16 protein-coding genes and 1 pseudogene are annotated in these 20171 nt (G+C 63.2%); 10 read left to right on the forward strand and 7 right to left on the reverse strand.

The window, feature by feature from the left end:
* The first annotated feature begins 280 nt into the window (after positions 1 to 280).
* Complete coding sequence (locus ACQ4WN_RS21975; protein ID WP_436553436.1) at positions 281 to 598, forward strand: hypothetical protein; 318 nt, start codon at positions 281 to 283, stop codon at positions 596 to 598.
* Between the two features lie 77 nt (positions 599 to 675).
* Here ACQ4WN_RS21975 and ACQ4WN_RS21980 read toward each other — a convergent pair whose 3' ends face one another.
* Genes ACQ4WN_RS21980 through hemC form a run of 4 tightly spaced genes read right to left on the reverse strand, consistent with a single transcriptional unit; the run spans position 676 to position 4780 of the window.
* Positions 676 to 1872 (reverse strand): heme biosynthesis protein HemY, encoded by a 1197-nt coding sequence (locus tag ACQ4WN_RS21980; RefSeq protein WP_436553437.1) that lies wholly within the window; start codon positions 1870 to 1872, stop codon positions 676 to 678.
* Between the two features lie 4 nt (positions 1873 to 1876).
* Positions 1877 to 3037 carry a uroporphyrinogen-III C-methyltransferase gene (locus ACQ4WN_RS21985; RefSeq protein WP_436553438.1) on the reverse strand — a complete coding sequence of 387 codons (1161 nt, stop codon included), beginning with the start codon at positions 3035 to 3037 and terminating at the stop codon, positions 1877 to 1879.
* Positions 3034 to 3834: a uroporphyrinogen-III synthase gene (locus tag ACQ4WN_RS21990; RefSeq protein WP_436553439.1), complete on the reverse strand. Its 801-nt coding sequence runs from the start codon at positions 3832 to 3834 to the stop codon at positions 3034 to 3036. The genes ACQ4WN_RS21985 and ACQ4WN_RS21990 overlap by 4 nt, the downstream gene beginning before the upstream one ends.
* Entirely contained in the window at positions 3809 to 4780 is a 972-nt protein-coding gene (gene hemC / locus ACQ4WN_RS21995; protein ID WP_436553455.1) for a hydroxymethylbilane synthase, read from the reverse strand. The genes ACQ4WN_RS21990 and hemC overlap by 26 nt, the downstream gene beginning before the upstream one ends.
* A gap of 275 nt (positions 4781 to 5055) precedes the next feature.
* On the opposite strand from hemC, the gene ppc reads away from it, so the two are divergent.
* The 3 genes from ppc to ACQ4WN_RS22010 all read left to right on the forward strand — a co-directional run bounded on the left by ppc (position 5056) and on the right by ACQ4WN_RS22010 (position 11075).
* Positions 5056 to 7905 (forward strand): phosphoenolpyruvate carboxylase, encoded by a 2850-nt coding sequence (gene ppc / locus ACQ4WN_RS22000; RefSeq protein WP_436553440.1) that lies wholly within the window; start codon positions 5056 to 5058, stop codon positions 7903 to 7905.
* A gap of 178 nt (positions 7906 to 8083) precedes the next feature.
* Complete coding sequence (locus tag ACQ4WN_RS22005) at positions 8084 to 9880, forward strand: PAS domain-containing sensor histidine kinase (protein ID WP_436553441.1); 1797 nt, start codon at positions 8084 to 8086, stop codon at positions 9878 to 9880.
* A gap of 55 nt (positions 9881 to 9935) precedes the next feature.
* Positions 9936 to 11075, forward strand: coding sequence for an HAF repeat-containing protein (locus tag ACQ4WN_RS22010; RefSeq protein WP_436553442.1), 1140 nt, complete (start codon positions 9936 to 9938; stop codon positions 11073 to 11075).
* 56 nt (positions 11076 to 11131) lie between these two features.
* Here the strand turns inward: ACQ4WN_RS22010 and rpoD are convergent, their stop codons facing one another.
* A complete protein-coding gene (gene rpoD / locus ACQ4WN_RS22015; RefSeq protein ID WP_436553443.1) occupies positions 11132 to 13681 on the reverse strand; it encodes an RNA polymerase sigma factor RpoD in 2550 nt (849 codons plus the stop codon).
* Between the two features lie 567 nt (positions 13682 to 14248).
* Between rpoD and ACQ4WN_RS22020 the strand changes: the two genes are divergently transcribed.
* From ACQ4WN_RS22020 to ACQ4WN_RS22030, 3 genes are all read left to right on the forward strand, one after another.
* Complete coding sequence (locus ACQ4WN_RS22020; protein WP_070224995.1) at positions 14249 to 14758, forward strand: ProQ/FINO family protein; 510 nt, start codon at positions 14249 to 14251, stop codon at positions 14756 to 14758.
* Between the two features lie 9 nt (positions 14759 to 14767).
* Positions 14768 to 15409 (forward strand): 3'-5' exonuclease, encoded by a 642-nt coding sequence (locus tag ACQ4WN_RS22025; RefSeq protein ID WP_436553444.1) that lies wholly within the window; start codon positions 14768 to 14770, stop codon positions 15407 to 15409.
* A 123-nt stretch (positions 15410 to 15532) separates the two neighbouring features.
* Complete coding sequence (locus ACQ4WN_RS22030) at positions 15533 to 15859, forward strand: SMI1/KNR4 family protein (protein WP_436553445.1); 327 nt, start codon at positions 15533 to 15535, stop codon at positions 15857 to 15859.
* 21 nt (positions 15860 to 15880) lie between these two features.
* Here ACQ4WN_RS22030 and ACQ4WN_RS22035 read toward each other — a convergent pair whose 3' ends face one another.
* The gene (locus ACQ4WN_RS22035) at positions 15881 to 16228 is read right to left on the reverse strand and encodes a DUF4870 domain-containing protein (RefSeq protein WP_436553446.1); all 348 of its coding nucleotides are present in this window, start codon (positions 16226 to 16228) and stop codon (positions 15881 to 15883) included.
* Between the two features lie 100 nt (positions 16229 to 16328).
* A complete protein-coding gene (locus ACQ4WN_RS22040; RefSeq protein ID WP_436553447.1) occupies positions 16329 to 17741 on the reverse strand; it encodes an aminotransferase-like domain-containing protein in 1413 nt (470 codons plus the stop codon).
* A 150-nt stretch (positions 17742 to 17891) separates the two neighbouring features.
* Here ACQ4WN_RS22040 and ACQ4WN_RS22045 point away from each other — a divergent pair, with 150 nt between their 5' ends.
* The 3 genes and pseudogenes from ACQ4WN_RS22045 to ACQ4WN_RS22055 form a co-directional block, all read left to right on the forward strand.
* On the forward strand, positions 17892 to 18620 hold the full coding sequence (locus tag ACQ4WN_RS22045) for a c-type cytochrome (protein WP_436553448.1): 729 nt from the start codon (positions 17892 to 17894) through the stop codon (positions 18618 to 18620).
* Positions 18617 to 19891 (forward strand): c-type cytochrome, encoded by a 1275-nt coding sequence (locus tag ACQ4WN_RS22050; protein WP_436553449.1) that lies wholly within the window; start codon positions 18617 to 18619, stop codon positions 19889 to 19891. Before ACQ4WN_RS22045 ends, ACQ4WN_RS22050 begins: the two co-directional genes overlap by 4 nt.
* Before the next feature lie 103 nt (positions 19892 to 19994).
* Positions 19995 to 20171, forward strand: a pseudogene (locus ACQ4WN_RS22055) (IS1595 family transposase); the annotation flags it as partial.

A 20171-nucleotide genomic window follows, 5' to 3' on the forward strand; every position in this document is an offset into this window, starting at 1 on the left:
GCCGCAGCGCCTAAATCTCCCCTTTTCAGCATAATATTTTTTTCTATTTGAAGATTTTATTTGATTCAAATTTCAACCCTGCCAAAATATGGCACAACCAGAAGACAATCAGCAATTCTTATAAACTATAACATTCTTGCGATTCCGAACTTTGTATATTCTGCAATCGACTCCTTCATTGAATTCAATATGGCGCATCAACGCGCCACCGATAAATCCATGCAAATAGGAATATGATGATTCCCTCTTTCCGGCCCTGCCCTATATTAAAGTGCGCTAGTTGCTAATCGTCAACCCTGACTACATGGGCTTCCTGGAAAAACTCGCGCCGCACGCCGAAACGACGGCCAAGGGCGGCACGGACGGCGAAATGGGCTTGCAGCCACAGACGGGCATCCCGTTCGCCATGGAAATCAAGGTCTTTTTGTCGCCGCTGGGCTTCCCATGCCAGGCTACGCCGATAAGCTATGTGTCGAACAAGGCGGGACGCCAGTTCGTCGTCGTCATGGCCGGCGGCCACGGTTCGCTGGGCGTAAAGATGAGCGACACCCTGGTCATGTATGCCTTGCCGGAAAGCACTGCCGTAGCGAAGAAGTAAAGCAGCAGCATACAAAAAAAAGCCGTTCAGTCTGCACTGAACGGCTTTTTTACGTCTGGCGAAACGAGCTACAAGGCTTACAGGATGGTCGCCAGCGCGCACTGCCGGTAATGCGCGGCGGCCTGTTCCGTTTGTTGCAAGGCATCGTGCATCTGCGCCAGCTTCAGGTGGGCATCGCGCACCATTTGCGGCTCGTTTGCGTCCGACAAAGCCTGCTCCAGGTGGCGCTGGGCCTTGCCCCACAGTTTTTGCTTGAGGCACAGGGTGCCCAGGGTCAGCGCCAGTTCCGCGTCCAGCGGACGCTGTTTCATCCATTGCTCGCAATGCTCGATCTGCAGCAGCAGGGCAGGCGTGCCGGCCGGCGCCGCCGCTTCGCGGTAGGCGCGCACGACGCGCTCGTCCCAGTCGGCGGCCAGCGACTCTTCGCACACGAGGCGCGCTTCGTCGTGCAGGCCGCGCGCATTCAGGGCAGTGGCGGCGCGGCAGGCAATATACGGCTTGACCCGGTCGCTGCTGGGCACGCTGGACCAGACGCGCATCAGCGATTCGGCGTCATGCGAAGGATCAGACAGCAAATGGTCGTAGGCCAGCTCGCGCAGGCGCGACGACAGGGCCGGATGCAAGGCGCGGTGCTTGTCGAGCGAACGCACGAGGCGCAGCACTTCGGGCCAGTTCTTCGCCTGCTGCTCGGCTTTCAACGACCATTGCAGCGCGTGGATATGGCGCGTGCCGCTGGCGTTCAGTTCGCGCACGGCGGCCAGGGCCGCTTCCGGCTGGTGGTCGTCGACCAGCAATTCCGTCACCGTCATCAAACGGGCAGTCTTCAGGCTGGCATCGCTTTCGACGCGGGCCAGCCAGCTGTCGCGGCGCTCGGACTGGCGCATGCGGTGCGCGGCGCGCGCGCCGATCAGCGCGGCCAGGCCGGCGTTTTCTTCCAGCTCGGCGGCGCGCAAGGCGGCCTTCTCGGCATGGCCGAAACGCCCCTCGAACAGGGCTTTCAAGGCTTCGCGCAAGCCCTTGTTGCCATCGCGCTCACGCTTGCGCTGGCGGTAGGCCGCCACTTGGGCCGGCATGCGCACGGTGGCGCGCACGGCGCGCACCAGCAGGTACAGCAGCACGAACAGCACGACCTGCAGCAGCAGGAAGAAGTTCAGCGACAAATCGATGCGGTAAGGCGGATAGAACAGCACCACGTTGCCAGGGTTGAAACGGGCCGTCACGGCGATACCGATCGCCGCGGCCATCAGGGCGAGTAACCAGAGAAATAGACGCATGGGCTCAGGACTTCGCTTTGTAGTTGCGCACAGCCGTCAGGCTGTCGGACAAGGTTGGCATTTCGATGGTCAGGTTGCTACCCTGGACCTGGCGCAGCAGGGCTTGCGCCGTCTGCGTGCCCTTGGCGCGGGTGTCGAAATACTTGGCCAGCGCATCCTGGGCAGCGATCAAGTCGTTGCGGAAGGCGGTTTCATTGCGCGACAGCAAGGCCATGCGCGCATTGAGCAGGCGCAGCTTGACGTTCTCACGCAAGAAATACGATTGCGTCGGCGACAGCATCAGCGCTTCCGGCGTATCGACGCGGCGGATGCGTATCAACTGGCGCACGTCGGCCCACATGTCGCCGCTCCAGGTATTGAAGCCGTCGCGCACTTTTTGCAGCAGCGGTTCCGGCGCCGGCGGCCCTACCAGCTTGCCGCTGGCATCGCGCACGGGCTTGCCCCCGGCCTTGGCCTTGCCCGGTTTTTCCGGCGCGGCCGGCAAAGCCGGCGTTTCATCGGACAGCATCGGCAGCGCGTCGATCTGGGCGATCACGGCATCAAGGCGCAGCGCCACGCCCGTCGAATCGACGCTGGGCAGGGCCTTGAGTTTTTCCATGTCGCGCCCGATGGCACGGCGGATGGTGATGAATTGCGGCTTGTCGGAACGCGACAGGCTGCGGTCAGCGTTTTGCAGGGCGATCAGCGCACCGGGCACGTTGCCGGCCAGTTGCAGCTGCTGGCTGGCCGTCGACAGCACTTGCTCGATTTCCGTCAGCGCCCACTCGTCGCGGTTCTTCGACAAGTCGTTATACAGCTGTTCCAGGGCCAGCTGCTGGCTTTGTGTTTCGCTCTGGCGGTTTTCCAGCGCACCCACCTTGATTTGCAGCTCTTTCGTGCCTTCTTGCACGTTGCGCGCCAGCACGCCCGTTTCGGCATTGCTGACATCGCCCTTTTGCAGGCGCTTGGCTACTTCTTCGCGCAGGTTGCGGATCTGCTTGCTGGTCGACCAGCTTTGCGCAGCCAGCAGCACGGCCAGCACGATGACGGCGATGCTCATGGGCTTTTGCAGCTGTTCGAGCAGGGTCGGCGCGCGGCCAGCAGGTTGGTCGGCCGCCTGCGGCGCCGTCTTCACGGCGCTGCCAGGCGTTGCATTCGGTTCGGAGAGTGTAGGCATTTCGTTCATGGTCGTGATTGTAACGCGGCGAGCACTCCTGCGTCGCCTGATCCTGTCAAGGTGACACGGGCAAAACCCAGGGCCGCCGCCGTTTGTGCAATGCGGGCGTGCGGCACGATCAAATGCTGCTGTTGCATTTTCACAACAGCCGTCTTTTTACCATCCAATTCCTCAAGCAGCGCCAGCAAACCGCGCAGCGCTTCCGAGCTGGTGATGACCCAGTCATTATTATGCTGCAACAGCTTTTCCAGGGTCGCCCGCAAGGCTGGCGTCAGCAGCGGTACCTTGCGGCGGTAGGCTGTGACGAACGCGACCTCGGCACCGGCCGCGCGCAAGCCGTCGGCCAGGTAATCGCGTCCGCCATCGCCGCGCACGATCAGCACGCGCCTGCCGCGCAGGGCCGGCAAGTCCAGCGCCAGCAACAGATGTTCGGAATCGCTGCGCGCCGTGTCGAGCGGGCTGGTGATGGTCGCATTGGCATCGGTGACGCCGTGCGCCGCCAATGCCATCCGACTGCCCTCGCCCACCACTGCCAACGGCACACCTGGCGGCCAGGCCGGCAAGTGCGCAAAGACGCAATCGATGGCGTTGGGCGAGACGAAGGCCACCAGATCGAACTCGCTCAGGCGCGCCAGCACGGCTTGCAGCTGTGCGCATTCCTCCGCGCCATCCAGCGCGTGGATTTCCAGCAGCGGCAGCAAGGTCACGGGCCAGCCCAGCGCCGCGATGTTGGCAGCCAGCGGCCCCGCTTGCGCCGCGGGCCGTGTGATCACCACCGTGTCAGGCATGCGGCGCCAGGCCTTCATGGTTGTCGGGTGTGACGGCGCACGAGGCGAGGATGGCGGCGGCGTCCTGGCCGCGCAGCAATTCAGCTACTTGCTCGCCCAGCAGTTCCGGCGCGCCAGACGGGCCACTGACGTCGGCACTGGCCATGCGTGCGCCGTCCGGCGTGGCGACCATGGCGCGCAAACGCATCTGTTCGCCCTCGACTGTCGCGAACGCGGCCAGCGGAATCTGGCAGCTGCCGCCAAAAATCTTCGATACCTTGCGCTCGGCCGTGACGGCTTGCGCCGTATCAGTATGGTTCAGCGGCGCCAGCAGGCGCACCAGGTCGGCGCCGTCGGCGCGCCCGCTGCGGATCTCGATCGCCATGGCGCCCTGGCCGGCAGCAGGCAAGCTGTCTTCCGGCGCCAGCACGGCGCGGATGCGCGATGCCAGGCCCAGACGTTTCAGGCCGGCGGCGGCCAGGATGATGGCCGCGTAATCGCCACGGTCCAGCTTGCCCAAACGCGTATCGAGGTTGCCGCGCAGGGGCAAAATCGTCAGGTGCGGATAGCGCGCGGCGATCAGCGACTGGCGGCGCAGGCTGCTGGTGCCGACGACGGCGCCATGCGGCAACTCGGCCAGGCTGGCGTAATCGTTCGACACGAACGCGTCGCGCGGGTCTTCGCGCTCGAGGATGGCGGCCAGGGCAAAGCCTTCCGGCAACTCCATCGGAACGTCTTTCAGCGAATGCACGGCCAGGTCGGCGCGGCCTTCTTCCATCGCCACTTCCAGCTCCTTGACGAACAGGCCCTTGCCGCCTACCTTGGACAGGGCGCGGTCCAGAATCTGGTCGCCGCGTGTGGTCATGCCGAGAATTTCAACGCTACACTGCGGATACAGGGCGGCCAGGCGCGCGCGCACGTGTTCAGCTTGCCACATGGCAAGACGACTCTCGCGCGTCGCGATCACCAGGCGGGCAGGAATCATCGGGGTCAATTCGTTCGGGGTCAATTCGGATGCTTTCAAAACAAGTTCTTTCGCTGTGGCTGTCGTTGTCGTGGCCAATTCACCCCACCGATATCAATTTGTATCGGGTGGCGCCCGGCCTCGCTATAATCGTTATCCCTTAGCCTAGAAGGCCAAGTCAGGCTAGCGTCCATGTTGAAGACCATAAATTTTATCATGCGCCCCCTCCCCTCTGCGGCCAAACGCCCGGTGCGATCCACATTCCCTTGCTTTTACACTTACTTTGGTTCTTTATTATGCTCAATGACGCAGTAGCACCAGAAATAGTTCCAGCGGCCGGCTCCGACAAGGACGCGCCGCTGAAAGAAGATATCCGCCTGCTGGGCCGCCTGCTGGGCGACGTGCTGCGCGAACAGGAAGGCGACGCCATCTTCAATGTGGTGGAAACCATACGCCAGACATCCGTACGCTTCCGCCGCGAAGCGGACGCGGGCGCCGCGCTGGAACTCGATGCCATGCTCAAGGAACTGAGCCGCGAACAGACGATTTCCGTGGTGCGCGCCTTTTCCTACTTTTCGCACCTGGCCAACATTGCGGAAGACCAGCACCACATCCGCCGCCGCCGCGCCCACCTGCTGGCCGGCTCGCCGGCGCAAAAGGGCAGCGTCAGCTACGCGCTGAAAAAACTGCGCGCCGCCGGCGTGCCCCGCAAGACCGTCGACACCTTCTTCCAGGACGCGCTGATCGCCCCCGTGCTGACGGCCCACCCGACCGAAGTGCAGCGCAAGAGCATCCTCGACGCCGAGCACGACATCGCCCGCCTGCTGGCCGAACGCGACCTGCCGCAGACGCCGAAAGAGCGGCAAGCCAACATGCAGCTGCTGCGCTCGCGCGTGTCCACCCTGTGGCAGACGCGCATGCTGCGCTACTCGAAGCTGACGGTGGCCGACGAGATCGAAAACGCCCTGTCCTACTACCGCATCACCTTCCTGCGCGAACTGCCTGGCCTGTATGACGATATCGAGGACGATATCGCCGCCGAGTACCCGAACGGCGACGGCACCATCGAACCGATCAACGCCGCCTACGTGCAGATGGGCAGCTGGATCGGCGGCGACCGCGACGGCAACCCGAACGTGAATGCGGGCACCATGCAGCATGCGCTGGCGCGCCACGCCACCACCATCCTCGACTTTTACCTCGACGAAGTGCACGCCCTGGGTGCGGAACTGTCCGTCTCGACCCTGATGGTGGGCGTCAGCGCCGAACTGCAGGCGCTGGCCGACCAGTCGCCGGACGCCTCGCCGCACCGCAGCGACGAACCCTACCGCCGCGCCCTGATCGGCATCTATGCGCGCCTGGCCGCCACCGCCCGCGCGCTGGGCGCCACCAACATCCTGCGCAAGGAAGTGGGGCCGGCCGCAGCCTATCGCGACGCGGTCGCGTTTGTCGCCGACTTGCGCACCATCGTCGCCTCGCTCGAATCGCACCACGGCGCGGCTCTGGTGCGCCCGCGTCTGGCCACCCTGGCGCGCGCGGCCGACATCTTCGGTTTTCACCTCGCTTCGCTGGACATGCGCCAGACTTCCGACGTGCACGAACGGGTGCTGGCCGACCTGTTCGCAAAAAGCGGCGTGGCCGCCGATTACACGGCCCTGTCGGAGGAAGACAAACAGACGTTGCTGCTGAACGAACTGGCCCAGCCGCGTTTGCTGTATTCACCCTACATTGCCTACGCCACGGAAACGGATTCCGAGCTGGCGATCCTGCGCGCGGCGCGCGACATCCGCCAGCGCTACGGTGCGCGGGCCATCCGCAACTACATCATTTCGCACACGGAAACCGTGTCCGACTTGCTGGAAGTATTGCTGCTGCAAAAGGAAACGGGCTTGCTGCGCACCGATTGGAAAGCAGGCGGCAACGGCGACAGCACGTGCGAGCTGATGGTCATCCCCCTGTTCGAAACGATCCCCGACCTGCAGCGCGCGGCCGGCATCATGAGCGAGGTCATGGCCCTGCCTTTGGTCAAGCAATTGATCGCCAAGCAGGGACAGTTGCAGGAAGTCATGCTCGGCTATTCCGATTCGAACAAGGATGGCGGCTTCCTTACCTCGAACTGGGAACTGTACAAGGCGGAACTGGCGCTGGTCGCCGACTTCCAGAAGGCGGGCGTCAAGCTGCGCCTGTTCCACGGCCGCGGCGGCACGGTAGGACGTGGCGGCGGACCCAGCTATGAAGCCATCCTGGCCCAGCCGCCGGGCACCGTCAACGGCCAGATCCGTCTGACGGAACAGGGGGAAATCATCGCCTCGAAGTTTTCCAACGCAGAAATCGGACGGCGCAACCTGGAGTTGCTGGTCGCCGCCACCCTGGAAGCGAGCCTGGCGCCGCAGGCGGCCAATTCCGCGCACGCGAGCCAGCTGGCGCAGTTCGAAGCCGTGATGGCGCAGCTGTCGGACCTGGCCTATCACGCCTACCGCCACCTCGTGTATGAAACGCCGGGTTTTACGGAGTATTTCTTCTCGGCCACACCGATTGCGGAAATCGCCGAACTGAACCTCGGTTCGCGCCCCGCCTCGCGCAAGGCCAACCAGCGCATCGAAGACTTGCGCGCCATTCCCTGGGGTTTTTCCTGGGGCCAGTGCCGCTTGCTGCTGCCGGGCTGGTTCGGCTTCGGCAGCGCCATCGATGCCTGGATCAACCAGGCCGACGGCGCCGCGAAGGATGACAAGATCGCTACCCTGCGCGCCATGTACGCCGAATGGCCGTTCTTTGCCACGCTGCTGTCGAACATGGACATGGTGCTGGCCAAGACAGACCTGGCGATTGCCTCGCGCTATGCGGAACTGGTGGCAGACCAGGACTTGCGGGAACGCATCTACAAGCGCATCACGGACGAGCATGGCAACACCTTGCGCTGCCTGGAGCTGATCACCGGCAATACCGAGCGCCTGGCGGGCAATCCGCTGCTGGCCCGCTCGATCCAGAACCGCTTCGCCTATCTCGATCCGCTGAACCACTTGCAGGTGGAATTGATCAAGCGCAACCGCGCCCTGTCGGCGGAAAGCAAAATCGACGAAAGGGTCCACCGTGGCATCCAGCTGTCGATCAACGGCGTGGCGGCAGGCCTGCGCAACACGGGCTGATCGCACCAGGCTGCCCGTGGCAGGCAGGGGCCGGCACCGCAAGGGCCGGCCCTTTTGCTTGCTCGCCAGCAAAATATTCTCAATAAAACAACAATTGGTATTACACTAGCGGTTGATACTTTCCCCCAATCCGGCCCCATGCGCACCGCAGCGGCCAACCATGACGCCAGGGACGCGGATGAGCAAATGGTCGATTGAAACGCTGAGCGCGGCATGCGCCGCCCTGATCCTGATCATGCTGGGCTGGCTGGTGGGCGCAGCGTGGCGGGAGCTCGACTTCTGGGAGCATCTCTGGCAGGCCATGCTGCTGCTGGTCGCCGCCAGCGCGGCCCTCTGGCTGATACGCAAGCTGCGCAGCCACCTCGCCATGACGCGCGCACAGCTGGACGATAGCCTCATGCGCTACCAGAACCTGAGCGAAACGGCGCAGGACGGTATGTGGCAAACGGACGCGCACGGCCGCATCCTGTACGTCAACCAGCGCCTGTGCGACATGCTGGGCATCCCCGCCGAACAGCTGCTGGACCACTCCATGGCGGAATTCCACGACGAGGCCACTTTGCTGCGCCTGTGTCCGCTGCGCCAGACGGCGAAGGATAGCTGCATGGGCGAACTGCAGTACCGGCATGGCGACGGCACACAGCGCTGGGCGATGCTCAGCGGACGCCGCCTGTACGACCGGCGCGGCACCTTGACGGGCGCGCTGGTCATGGCCAGCGACATCACCGACCACAAGCGGGCCGAACACGCGTTGAGCCTGGCCCATGCGGAGCTGGAAAACCGCGTGGCCCTGCGCACGGCCCAGTTGCTGGATGTCAATCTCCAGCTGTCCGCAGAAATCGCCATGCGCGCACAAACGGAAGCGGCCCTGGCGCGCAGCGAAGAGCGGCTGCAGGACATCATTTCCATGATGCCCCTGTCGCTATACCTGAAAGATGCCGATTCGCGCATCGTGCTGATGAACCAGGCCTGCGAGCAACAATGGGGCGTGCAATTCCAGGAGGTCGCCGAAGGACGCGACCTGCAACACTTTCCCGAAGAACAGAACGCGGGCTTCCTCGCGGCGGACCAGGAAGCGTTTGCCAGCCGCAAGGTGGTGATCCGCGAAGAACTGATATGGAACGTGCAGTTGCAGGAAAATCGCCTGGTGCAGACGCACAAAAAACCCGTGTTTGACGCCGACGGCCGGCCGCAGATGATCATCGCCATGGCCGTCGACATCACGGAAAGCAAGCGCACCGAGGAAAACCTGCAACGCACCCTGGCCCAGCTGCGAGAACTGACCGACCACCAGCAAACCATCAAGGAAGAGGAGCGGCGCCGCATCGCGCTCGATATTCATGACGACCTGGGCCAGAACCTGATGGTGCTGCGCATCGATGTGTCGCTATTGCACGCGCGCACGGCCAACACCCACGCGCGCCTGCACCACCACGCGCAGCGCGTGCTCGACACCATCGACGCCACCATCCGCTCGGTGCGCACCATCATCAATGACTTGCATCCCAGTACCCTGGAGCTGGGACTGGGTCCGGCGGCAGAATGGCTGATCCGACAGATGGAGAGCCGCGGCGCCATCCGCTACCGGCTCACGCTCGACAGCGAGGCGCCCGACCTGGGGCTGGACCAGCGCCAGACGTCGGCCATCTTCCGCGTGCTGCAAGAATCGCTGTCGAACATCGTGCGCCACGCCCAGGCCAGCGCAGTGGAAGTGGCGCTGGCGCAAGATGCGGACGCCATCGTGCTGCGCATCAGCGACAACGGCATCGGCATGCAGCCGGGCGACCACGGCAAGCGAGCCGCCTTCGGCCTGAAAAGCATACGCGAACGTGTCCATGCACTGGGCGGCGAACTGCGCATCGACAGCCAGGCGGGCCGGGGCACGGCGCTGGCCATCCACCTGCCGCAGCAGGCAGGCAAACAGCATGTCGATCATACCAAAACGCAAAAATTAGCAAAAACAGTAGTAAATTAAGTATGCATTTGCGGCATAAAAAAGTATAGTAAGTTTTTTCTTTGAGGAAACTATCATGCCGCCACGGTTCGCCTGCTTCCCCGCCCAACTGCTCGGCCTGCTCCTGCTGGCCGCCATCCCCACCGCCAGCGCCACCACCTATGCCGAACGCGGCTTTGGTGAAAGAGATGGCAATGGCAGCATCGCGTCCGACCTGAACCCGGCCGGCCTGGTGGCCGGCATCATCATGGAGGAAGAAGGAAGGCGCCGTGCCGTGACATATCAGCATGGCCGCATCCGCGAACTGGGCACCCTGGGTGGCAATGAAGGTTTCACCAAGGCCATCAATGCCCATGGCGTGGTGGTGGGCTCGGCACAGACGCCCAGTGGCGCCTGGCATGCATTCCGCTTTGATGAAGCGGGCGGCATGCGCGACCTGGGCACCCTGGGCGGCACCAGCAGCTATGCCACGGCCATCACGCGCGACGGCTCGATTGCCGGCTATGCCGATACCAGCGACGGCGATTTCCACGCCTTTGTCACGAAAGCCGACCGCAGCCTGCAGGACCTGGGTACCCTGGGCGGCGCCAGCAGCTATGCCAGTGGCCTGAACACACATGGCGTAGTGGTGGGCACGGCGCAGCGCGGCGACGGCTACCGCCGCGCCTTCGTCTACCGCCCCGGCACGGGCATGCAGGAAATCGGCACCCTGCCCGGCGGACGCATCAGTTCAGCCACCGCCATCAATGACGCAGGCCTGATCGTGGGCGCTTCGGAAACGGAGAAGCGCCGCTGGCACGCCTTTGCCTGGGATGGCAAGCGCATGCTCGACCTGGGCGCCCTGATCGGCCAGGGCGACAGCTATGCCACGGCAGTCAACGCGGCCGGACACGTCGTCGGCAGCGTCAGCATCAAAGGCTTTGAACCGATGACCTTTGTCTACAAGGAAGGCGTGATGACGGTGCGCCGCCGCGACGACGGCCTGTACCTGACCAACAAGATCACCGATGCGGGCCTGGTGGTGGGCGCCATCTACACGGGGCACAAGTTCCAGGCCTTCGCCGTACCGTCGCAAGCGGCTCCCGCACCGCACCGCAGCAATCCATTGGACTGGCTGGTCATCACCATGCTCATCTCCGCCAGCGGCGTGGTGCTGTACAAATTGCAGCGCAACTATCGCCTGGGCCTGCTGGGCGCACGTACGCGTTTTATGTAGGCAAGGCATGCTACAGGCGTAAAAAAAGAGGCTTGCGCCTCTTTTTTTGTGACTGCTTAGTTTTGCGTCAGGAACGTTTTCAATTTATCCGAACGCGAAGGCTGGCGCAGCTTGCTCATGGCTTTCGCTTCGATCTGGCGGATGCGCTCGCGCGTCACGTCGAACTGCTTGCCCACTTCTTCCAGCGTGTGGTCGTTCGACATTTCCACGCCGTAACGCATGCGCAGCACTTTCGCTTCGCGCGGCGTCAGCGAATCGAGCACTTCCTTGATCACATTGCGCATCGACGCGTGCAGTGCAGCGTCCAGCGGTGCCAGGGTGGTGTTGTCTTCGATGAAGTCGCCCAGTTGCGAATCGCCATCTTCGCCCATCGGCGTTTCCATGGAAATCGGTTCCTTGGCGATCTTCATGATCTCGCGCACCTTGTTTTCCGGCATTTCCATCTTGACGGCCAGGGTCGCCAGGTCCGGCTCGCTGCCCGTTTCCTGCATGATCTGGCGCGAGATGCGGTTCATCTTGTTGATCGTTTCGATCATGTGCACCGGCACGCGGATGGTGCGGGCCATGTCGGCGATCGAACGCGTGATGGCCTGGCGGATCCACCAGGTCGCGTAGGTCGAGAACTTGTAGCCGCGGCGGTATTCGAATTTATCGACAGCCTTCAGCAATCCGATGTTACCTTCCTGGATCAGATCGAGGAATTGCAAGCCGCGGTTGATGTATTTCTTGGCGATCGAGATGACCAGACGTAAGTTGGCGACCGTCATTTCGCGTTTTGCGTGACGCGCACGCTTTTCGCCGGCAGCCATCTGCTTGTTGATCTTGCGCAAGTCAGCCAGTGGCAGGGCCACGCGCGCTTGCAGGTCGATCATCTTCTTTTGCAGTTCCTTGACGGCAGGCACGTTGCGGCTGAGGATGGCGCTGTATGGATACTTGCAATCGACTTCGCGGTCGACCCATTCCAGGTCGCATTCATTGCCCGGGAACACCTTGATGAAGTGGGCGCGCGGCATGCCGCATTTGTTCACGCACAGCTCCAGCACGGCGCGCTCGATGTGGCGCACTTCTTCCATCTGACCGCGCAGCGTGTCGCACAGCTTTTCGACGACCTTGGCCGTGAAACGGATGCCCAGCAATTCCTGCGAAATGGCTTCCTGCGCCTTGATGTAGGCTTTCGAGTTGTAACCCTCGGGCGCCTTGCGCATCTTGTCGTACTGCGTCGAAATGACGTTGAATTTCTCCAACGCATTCTTTTTCAGCTGGGCCAGCTGTTCGCTGGAGAAACCGGCCGCGCCGCCATTGGCGTCGCCATCTTCTTCCTCGGCTTCTTCTTCCTCTTCCTCGTCGTCACCGCTGGCGGCGGCGGGCGCGGGGGCAGCGGCAGGCGCCGGGGCATTGCTTTCGTTCAAGTCGACAAAGCCGTCGACCACTTCATCGACCTTGATTTCGTCGCGCGCGATTTTTTGCGACAGGGCAACGATTTCGCCGATGGTGGTGGGGCAGGCGGAAATCGCCTGGATCATGTCTTTCAGGCCGCCTTCGATGCGCTTGGCGATCTCGATCTCGCCTTCGCGCGTCAGCAGCGCCACGGCGCCCATTTCACGCATATACATGCGCACGGGGTCGGTGGTGCGGCCGAAGTCGGAGTCGACGGTCGACAGGGCGGTCGCGGCAGCCGCTTCCACTTCGTCGTCGCTGGTGACGGTGGCGACGTTGTCGGTCAACAACAAGCTTTCCGCGTCAGGGGCGCGCTCGTAGACGGCGATGCCCATGTCATTGAAGGTGGCGATGATGCCTTCGATGGCTTCCGGATCGATGATGTTTTCCGGCAATTGGTCATTGATCTCGGCATAGGTAAGGAAGCCGCGTTCCTTGCCCATGTTGATCAAGCCCGTGATCTGCTTGCGGCGGCGTTCCAGGTCCGCTGCCGAGGCTTCCGGATCACCCAATGCGTCCGCCAGGCCGCCCTTGGCCTTGCGGTCGCGCGCTTTCGACACGGCCTTCAGTTCGGCGCGCTCGACGGCGTTGAGTGCTGCCACTTCATCGTTTTCAGGCGTGAATTCGCTTGGTTTGCGGCCACGGCGGCCCGGCACCTTGACGGTCGGCAAGAAGTAATTCGAGGTATCGATGGCGGCCAGCGCATCGGCGTCCGTGGTCTTGCTGACCACTTGCGCGCCGGTGATGATGGTCACGGGTGCCGCTTCGGGCTTGGCGCGCACGACTTTCGAACGGGCAGCCGTCACCACTTTATTCGTGGCGGCGCTTTCGCTGACCTTGCGTGGCGCGGCCGGGGCCTTGGCGCCAGGGGCGATCTTCACGCTTGGTACCTTGGCCGGTGCAGCGTCGGCGACCTCGGCAACGGCTTCCGCGGCCGGTGCGGCAACCGGTGCTTCCGCAGCCGACTCGGCCGGTGGCACGGCAGCCAGGCGCGAACGGCTTTTCTTTACCACGGTGACGACGGTGGGCGCCGTCGTGACGGTGGCTTCCGGATTCGCTTGCGCATTATCGATGAAGTAAGATAAAGTCGTTTTGGGTACGGCAAGTGGCGCCGCAGCTGGGCGTGGCGCCTTGGCGGACAACGTTAAAGTTTTTGGCGTATTCTTCATGAGATATCTCTTAATGCGAGACCAGATGGTGTCGGCGCGAAGTGAATGATTCCACCTAAGCCTGCGAAACCGGACTCGATGGAGCGTGTTGTTGCGGCTGCCGTCAAAGGCAGCGGCGCCTGTCTATCGGGGCGCTCAAAGCCCGCGCATCCCGTAACGAGAGCGGCGGGGCCGAAGCCGGATCAGATAAATAAGCGATGTACATTGCGGAATGAAAAAAAGCCCGTACCAGAACGGGCTTGAATCTATTGTTGTTCAGTGAAGACACAGCGGAGAGCAAGATTATGCACGAAGGCCAGTTATCTGGATAATTGATAAGCAAAATATCTGATATCAAAAATATCAATAATGATGGCCCTGCACCGCACTGCTCCTATCCCCTGCACACCTGAGCCAGACCGTCAAATACGGGGTCCAGTCATCAGCGCAAGCCGACATTATACACATTTCCCGCATTTCGCGCTGCGCGCACTGTAGTACGGTCCCGCTTATCTCAATGCAAGTTGCCAAAAAAGACAATGCACTTGCCTGTGGCGCGTGCTATGCTCCCCTTTTATAGCCCAACCAATGATGTCGATGACCAGCTCCACGCCAGACCAGCAAGCCACCACTCCTGACACGCCAGTCGATGCAGCCCCAGCGGCGGCACCAGCAGCAGCGACCACGCCGGCACCTGCCGGCCTGACCGCGCGCGCGCTGTTGAAGCAGTTCCAGGAGCAATTCCCGCCATTCCGCGATTGCCTGCCCTTGTCGATCGGTATCGACAAGCAGATCCTGGCGCGCCTGCCGGACCTGGACCGCAAGCTGATGCGCACGGCGCTGGGTATCCACACGGGTTCGCTGCGCTACCTGCGTGTGATGGAAAAAGCCAAGATCCGCTACGACCTCGACGGCACGGCCGGCGCGGAAGTGACGCAAACGCACCGCGACCACGCCACGCAAGTATTGCAGCAGCGCTTCAAGAAGGAAGCCGAGCGCAAGAAAGCCGAGCGCGACGCGGCCGCCGCCGAAGAAGCGAACCGTTTGCGCCTGGAAAAATTGAATCAGCTGACCGCGAAATTCTCGCGCAAAGGTTGATCCGGTTTCATGGAGACAGCTGCCGCACCGCCATTGCCCCCCTATCAAGGCATAGCACTCGAGCACGTCAGGCTGGTACGCACCAGTGACGAAGCCAGGGCAGCCATGGCCGCCCTGCTGGCAGCGGACGCCATCGGCTTCGATACGGAATCGAAGCCGACGTTCGTCAAGGGAGAGTCCTCCACGGGGCCGCACCTGATCCAGCTGGCCACCGACGACATTGCCTACCTGTTCCAGGTGGGCGCCACGCCGCACCTGGCCGAACTGAAAGCTATCCTCGAATCGACCACCACCCTGAAGGTGGGCTTTGGTCTGTCGGACGACGTCAAGCGCCTGCGCAACAAGCTGGGCATTGTCCCAGCGCAAGTGCTGGACCTGTCCGTCGCCCTGCGCGGCGGCCAGCGCAACGACCTGGGCGCCAAGACGGCCGTAGCCAAGTTTTTCGGCCTGCACCTGCAGAAGTCGAAAAAGATTTCCACCACCAACTGGGCTACCTCGCGCCTGACGGAAAAGCAGATCCTGTACGCGGCCGACGATGCGCAAGTCGCCCTGCGCGTGTACCGCCGCTGGATCGCCGACGGTGGCAAGGTAGCGCCGCAAAAAGCCCCACGGGCCAGCACGCCGCCTGTCCCGCCGCCTATCGCTGCCTGAGCCGGCGCGCCGTCCTGCAGCATAAGCCAGAACAACTCCATCGGCACCAGCCTGGCAGCGATCGCCGCTGCCGAACAGGCGCTGGGACGCCCGCTGCCCGCGTCCTGCGCACGATGATTATTGGTGAGCAATGGCCGCGCGCTGGGCGCCTTGACGGTATTTCTCGTCTACGACGCGGACCATGCGCGCAAGACGTGGGACTCGATCACGCGCCACTACCACGCAGATTGGCAGGAATGGCTGGAGAGTATGGGCGAAAGCGGCAACGATGCCAGTGCCCTGCTGCCCTTTGCCCAGTTCGGCACGGGCGACTATTACTGCTTCGACTATGCGCAAACGGGGCCGACCGGTGAACCGGTGGTCGTGCTGTGGTCGCACGAAACTGGCGCCACCACTGCAGTAGCGCCCGACTTTGCCGCATTCCTGGCACTGCCCGGCCGCCCGGGATGAAACCCGACGGCCGGCACTGCCTTATTTGACGAGGCGCAAGGTCAAGGGATAGCGGTAGGTGATGCCATTGCTGGCCTTGACGGCGGCGACGATCGAGCACACGAGGTTGGCCAGCGCCACCACCCAGAACAGGAACAGGCCGATCAGCACGAACGACAGGACGAAGCAGGCGAAATACCAGATAATCAGGGTGATCTGGAAATTCAGCGCTTCGCGGGCGTTCTCGGCCGAGAATTTATCCGCATCATCTTTCTTGATCAAATAAAGGATCAGCGGCGCCACCCAGCTGGTGAACAGGCCGCCAACGTGGGACAGGATGGCGATCGTCGTATCTTGCGTACGAGCCACTTCCGGCTGCGTGTTATCCATTATTATTCCCATCATTAGTTATAGATACATCAATATAACAGCAATATTTCTTTTTGGAATGAAACACTTGCTATCGCAAGGGACTTTTTTGCATGCGCCGCTATGCCGCTGCCTGAGCCAGCCGCCCCAGCGTGGCGATGGCTTGTTCCAGCTGCGAACTCCACGGGTGGCCGTAATTGAGGCGGATGCAATGGCGAAACGCCCGCGTGGCGGAAAAGATGGGGCCGGGCGCGATGCTGATGCCGGCCGCCAGCGCGCTGCGGTGCAAGGCCAGCGCATCGACGCCGGCAGGCATCTCCACCCACACGAAATAACCGCCCTGCGGCCGCGTGACCCGCGTACCAGGCGGAAAATGCACGGCGATGGCTTGCAGCATGGTGTTTTGCTGCGCCGCCAGGGTCAGCCGCAGCTGGCGCAAATGGCGGTCGTAGCCGCCCTGCGCCAGATAATCGGCCAGCGCCATCTGCAGCGGTATCGGCGCCGACAGGCTGGTGGTCAGTTTCAAGCGCTCGACCTGGCGCGCGTAGCGGCCCGCCACGGCCCAGCCCAGCCGGAATCCGGGCGCCAGGGTCTTGGAAAACGAGCTGCAATGCATCACCAGCCCCGCGCTGTCATGACTTTTCGTCAAGCCGGGGCGTTGCTTGCCAAAGTACAACTCGCCATACACATCATCCTCGATCAACGGCACGCCATGGCGCGCCAGCAGTGCCACCAGCGCGCGCTTCTTTTCCGGCGGCATCAGGCTGCCGAGGGGATTCTGAAAGCTCGTCATCAGCCAGCACGCCTTGGGCTGGTGGCGCTGCAGCAACTCTTCCAGCGCCGCCAGATCGACGCCATCGCGCGGGCTGGTGGCGATCTCGACGGCCTTGAGTTCCAGCCGCTCCAGCGCCTGCAGACAGGCATAGAAGCTGGGCGACTCGATCAGCACCGTGTCACCGGGCCGCGTGACGGCTTGCAGGCACAGGTTCAACGCTTCCAGCGCGCCATTCGTGATGACGATGTCGTCACTGGAGACGAGCACGCCGTCGAGCTGGTAGCGCAGCGCGATCTGGCGGCGCAGCTCGGCATTGCCCAGGGATAAATCCGTGACGGTGCTCCAGGGGTCGAGGCGGCGCATGCTGGCCGACACGGCCCGCGCCAGCCGTTCCATCGGAAACAGATGGGGGCTGGGAAAGGCCGAGCCGAAGGGCACGATATCGCGCGCGCCCACGGCGCCCAGCACTTCGAAGACGAGGTCGCTGACATCAACGGTGGTGCTGGCGTCGAGCGGACGCGAGCTGTCCGGCTCGGGCGCCAGCGCGGCGCGCTGCGGCGCCACGTAATAACCGGAACGGGGGCGCGAGACGATCATGCCGCGCGCTTCGAGCAAATAATACGCCTGGAACACCGTCGACGGGCTCACACCCCTGCGCGCATGCTGCTGGCGCACGGAGGGCAATTTATCACCAGGCAACAACAGCTGCGTGCTGATCATGGCGGCGACTTCTTCCGCCAATTCTTCATATCGTTTCAACCCTGCTCCTCAAACTGATCCGTAGTTTTATTGCACAACTGATCCTGTCACAGTGACAGTGCCCGGTATATGCTAGGGTAACAACATCCGGGCAGCAACACCGGCATATCACTGACCGACGAGACAGCTTATTTCCCCATGCGACTTTCCATGCTACTGCATCCCCCCCTCGTGCTGGTGCTGGCCCTGGCTTCCGCCTTGCCCGGCGTGGCGCTGGCCACACCGGCCACCCTGCCAGCGGGCCACGACAGCCTGGAACAGCGCATCAAGGCGTGCACGGCCTGCCATGCGCAAAAGGAACGCCACGACGCCTTCTTTCCCCGCATCGCCGGCAAGCCGGCCGGCTACCTGTACAACCAGCTGCTCAATTTCCGTGAGGGAAGGCGCCAGTATCCGATGATGAATTACATGGTCGAGCACTTGCCGGACGATTACCTGCGCGAGATCGCCGATTATTTTGCGGCGCAACACCCTGCCCCGCCGCCGGCCCAGCCCAGCAGCGCAGGCATGACGGCCCTGGCGCGGGGCAAGCAGCTGGTGCTGCAAGGCGATAGCGCAAAAAAAATCCCGGCCTGCATCGCCTGCCATGGCCAGCAGTTGTCCGGCGTGGCGCCCGCCATTCCCGGCTTGCTGGGCTTGCCGCGCGACTATATCAACGCCCAGCTAGGCGCCTGGAAAAACGGCATCCGCCGCGCCCATGCACCCGACTGCATGGCGCAAGTGGCGCAGCGCCTGTCGGACGCGGACGTTGGTGCCGTCTCGGCCTGGCTGGGCACGCAGGTGGCCAGCGCCGATGCGCGCCCCGCCAGCAGCATCGCCCTGCCGTTGCCGTTGCACTGCGGAGGCGTGCCGGGCTCCGGCGCGCAGGTGGCGCCATGAAAAAATGGTTGATTGCGGCCGGCCTGGTGCTGATCGCCGGCGGCAGCGCCACATTCCTGCTGTACCCGGATGACGACATCGGCCCGCCCGCCGTTGCCAGCACCCTGAGCCAGCAGCAGCTGGTCGCGCGCGGCGCCTACCTGGCCAAGGCGGGCGACTGCATGGCTTGTCACACGACGCGCGGCGGCGTGCCTTACGCGGGCGGCCGTGCACTGCAAACGCCGTTCGGCAAGGTGCTCTCGCCCAACATCACGGCCGACAGGGAAACGGGCATCGGCAGCTGGACGGCCGACGATTTCTGGCGCGCCATCCACAACGGCAAGTCGAAAGATGGCCGTTTGCTGTATCCGGCCTTTCCGTACACCAGCTACACCAAGGTGCAGCGCGAAGACAGCGACGCCCTGTACGCGTATTTCCAGAGCGTGCCGCCGCACAGGCAGGCAAACGCACCGCACGCGCTGCGCTTCCCCTATAACCAGCAAATCGCGCTGGCCGCCTGGCGCGCGCTGTACTTCAAGCCGGGCGTGTACCAGCCGCTCACGACGCAAAGCATGGAATGGAACCGCGGCGCCTACCTGGTGCAGGGCCTGGGCCACTGCAGCGCCTGCCATAGCAGCCGCACCACCCTGGGCGGCAGCGACGACGGCCTGTCGGGCGGCCTGATCCCCGTACTGGGCTGGTACGCGCCTTCGCTGACGTCGGACGCGGAAGCGGGCCTCGGTGACTGGGACACGGCGCATATCGTGGAATTGCTGCAAACGGGCGTCTCGCCGCGCGCCACCGTCTTCGGCCCCATGGCCGAAGTGGTGCGGCAAAGCTTGCAGCACATGGGCACCACCGACGTGCAGGCGATGGCCGTGTACCTGAAAAGCTTGCCCGGCCCCGCGCAAGCGGCGAAAAAGGCGCCACGCGACACGTCGGAGCAAGTTCGGCAGCAACTGGCGCTGGGCGCGAAACTGTATGAAGCGCAATGCGCGAGCTGCCACCAGGCCGACGGCAAGGGCGTGCCGCCCGGCTACCCGCCGCTGGCCGGCAACCGCGCGCTGACGACGGACTCGGCCGTCAACGCCATCCGCCTCGTGCTCAACGGCGGCTTTGCGCCGGGAACCAGCGGCAACCCGCGCCCGTATGGCATGCCGCCATTCGGTCCCGTCATGGATGATACGGAAGTGGCGGCCGTGGTGACGTATCTGCGCGCTTCGTGGGGCAATGATGCGCCGGCGGTTTCTGCATTAGAAGTGAACAAGTACCGCAGCGTGCCGCTGGAGTAGCAGGCATAAAAAAAGGCTCTGTCCCCGATAAGTAGGGGAATTCCGAGAATTTTCCTGGGGCCCTGCTGTCTGACGGTACATAGCAGACAAACGGGAGTCTTCCATGCAGCCAGCCGAGTGGAAAACCTTCATCGCCCAGTTCACCGCACTGAGCCAGCGTCAACGCCTGGCGAGCATCGCCCTGCTGCGCGGAGCAGCGCCGCAGGACGCCGCCGTGGCACTCGTCGAAAGCGTGGCCCGGCAGCGCTTGCACTGTCCTGCCTGCAACAGCAGCCATGCT

Origin of the sequence: Janthinobacterium pasteuri (genome assembly GCF_051380775.1) — a bacterium.
Lineage (GTDB): Bacteria > Pseudomonadota > Gammaproteobacteria > Burkholderiales > Burkholderiaceae_D > Janthinobacterium.

Excerpts from the sequence above, each read along its gene's own strand:
- rpoD (WP_436553443.1), bottom strand. The coding sequence starts at position 13,681 with ATGAAGAATACGCCAAAAACTTTAACGTTGTCCGCCAAGGCGCCACGC.
- ACQ4WN_RS22020 (WP_070224995.1), top strand. The coding sequence starts at position 14,249 with ATGATGTCGATGACCAGCTCCACGCCAGACCAGCAAGCCACCACTCCT.
- ppc (WP_436553440.1), top strand. The coding sequence starts at position 5,056 with ATGCTCAATGACGCAGTAGCACCAGAAATAGTTCCAGCGGCCGGCTCC.
- ACQ4WN_RS22045 (WP_436553448.1), top strand. The coding sequence starts at position 17,892 with ATGCTACTGCATCCCCCCCTCGTGCTGGTGCTGGCCCTGGCTTCCGCC.
- ACQ4WN_RS21985 (WP_436553438.1), bottom strand. The coding sequence starts at position 3,037 with ATGAACGAAATGCCTACACTCTCCGAACCGAATGCAACGCCTGGCAGC.
- ACQ4WN_RS21980 (WP_436553437.1), bottom strand. The coding sequence starts at position 1,872 with ATGCGTCTATTTCTCTGGTTACTCGCCCTGATGGCCGCGGCGATCGGT.
- ACQ4WN_RS22005 (WP_436553441.1), top strand. The coding sequence starts at position 8,084 with ATGAGCAAATGGTCGATTGAAACGCTGAGCGCGGCATGCGCCGCCCTG.
- ACQ4WN_RS22025 (WP_436553444.1), top strand. The coding sequence starts at position 14,768 with ATGGAGACAGCTGCCGCACCGCCATTGCCCCCCTATCAAGGCATAGCA.
- ACQ4WN_RS22050 (WP_436553449.1), top strand. The coding sequence starts at position 18,617 with ATGAAAAAATGGTTGATTGCGGCCGGCCTGGTGCTGATCGCCGGCGGC.
- ACQ4WN_RS22010 (WP_436553442.1), top strand. The coding sequence starts at position 9,936 with ATGCCGCCACGGTTCGCCTGCTTCCCCGCCCAACTGCTCGGCCTGCTC.
- hemC (WP_436553455.1), bottom strand. The coding sequence starts at position 4,780 with ATGATTCCTGCCCGCCTGGTGATCGCGACGCGCGAGAGTCGTCTTGCC.
- ACQ4WN_RS22035 (WP_436553446.1), bottom strand. The coding sequence starts at position 16,228 with ATGGATAACACGCAGCCGGAAGTGGCTCGTACGCAAGATACGACGATC.
- ACQ4WN_RS21990 (WP_436553439.1), bottom strand. The coding sequence starts at position 3,834 with ATGAAGGCCTGGCGCCGCATGCCTGACACGGTGGTGATCACACGGCCC.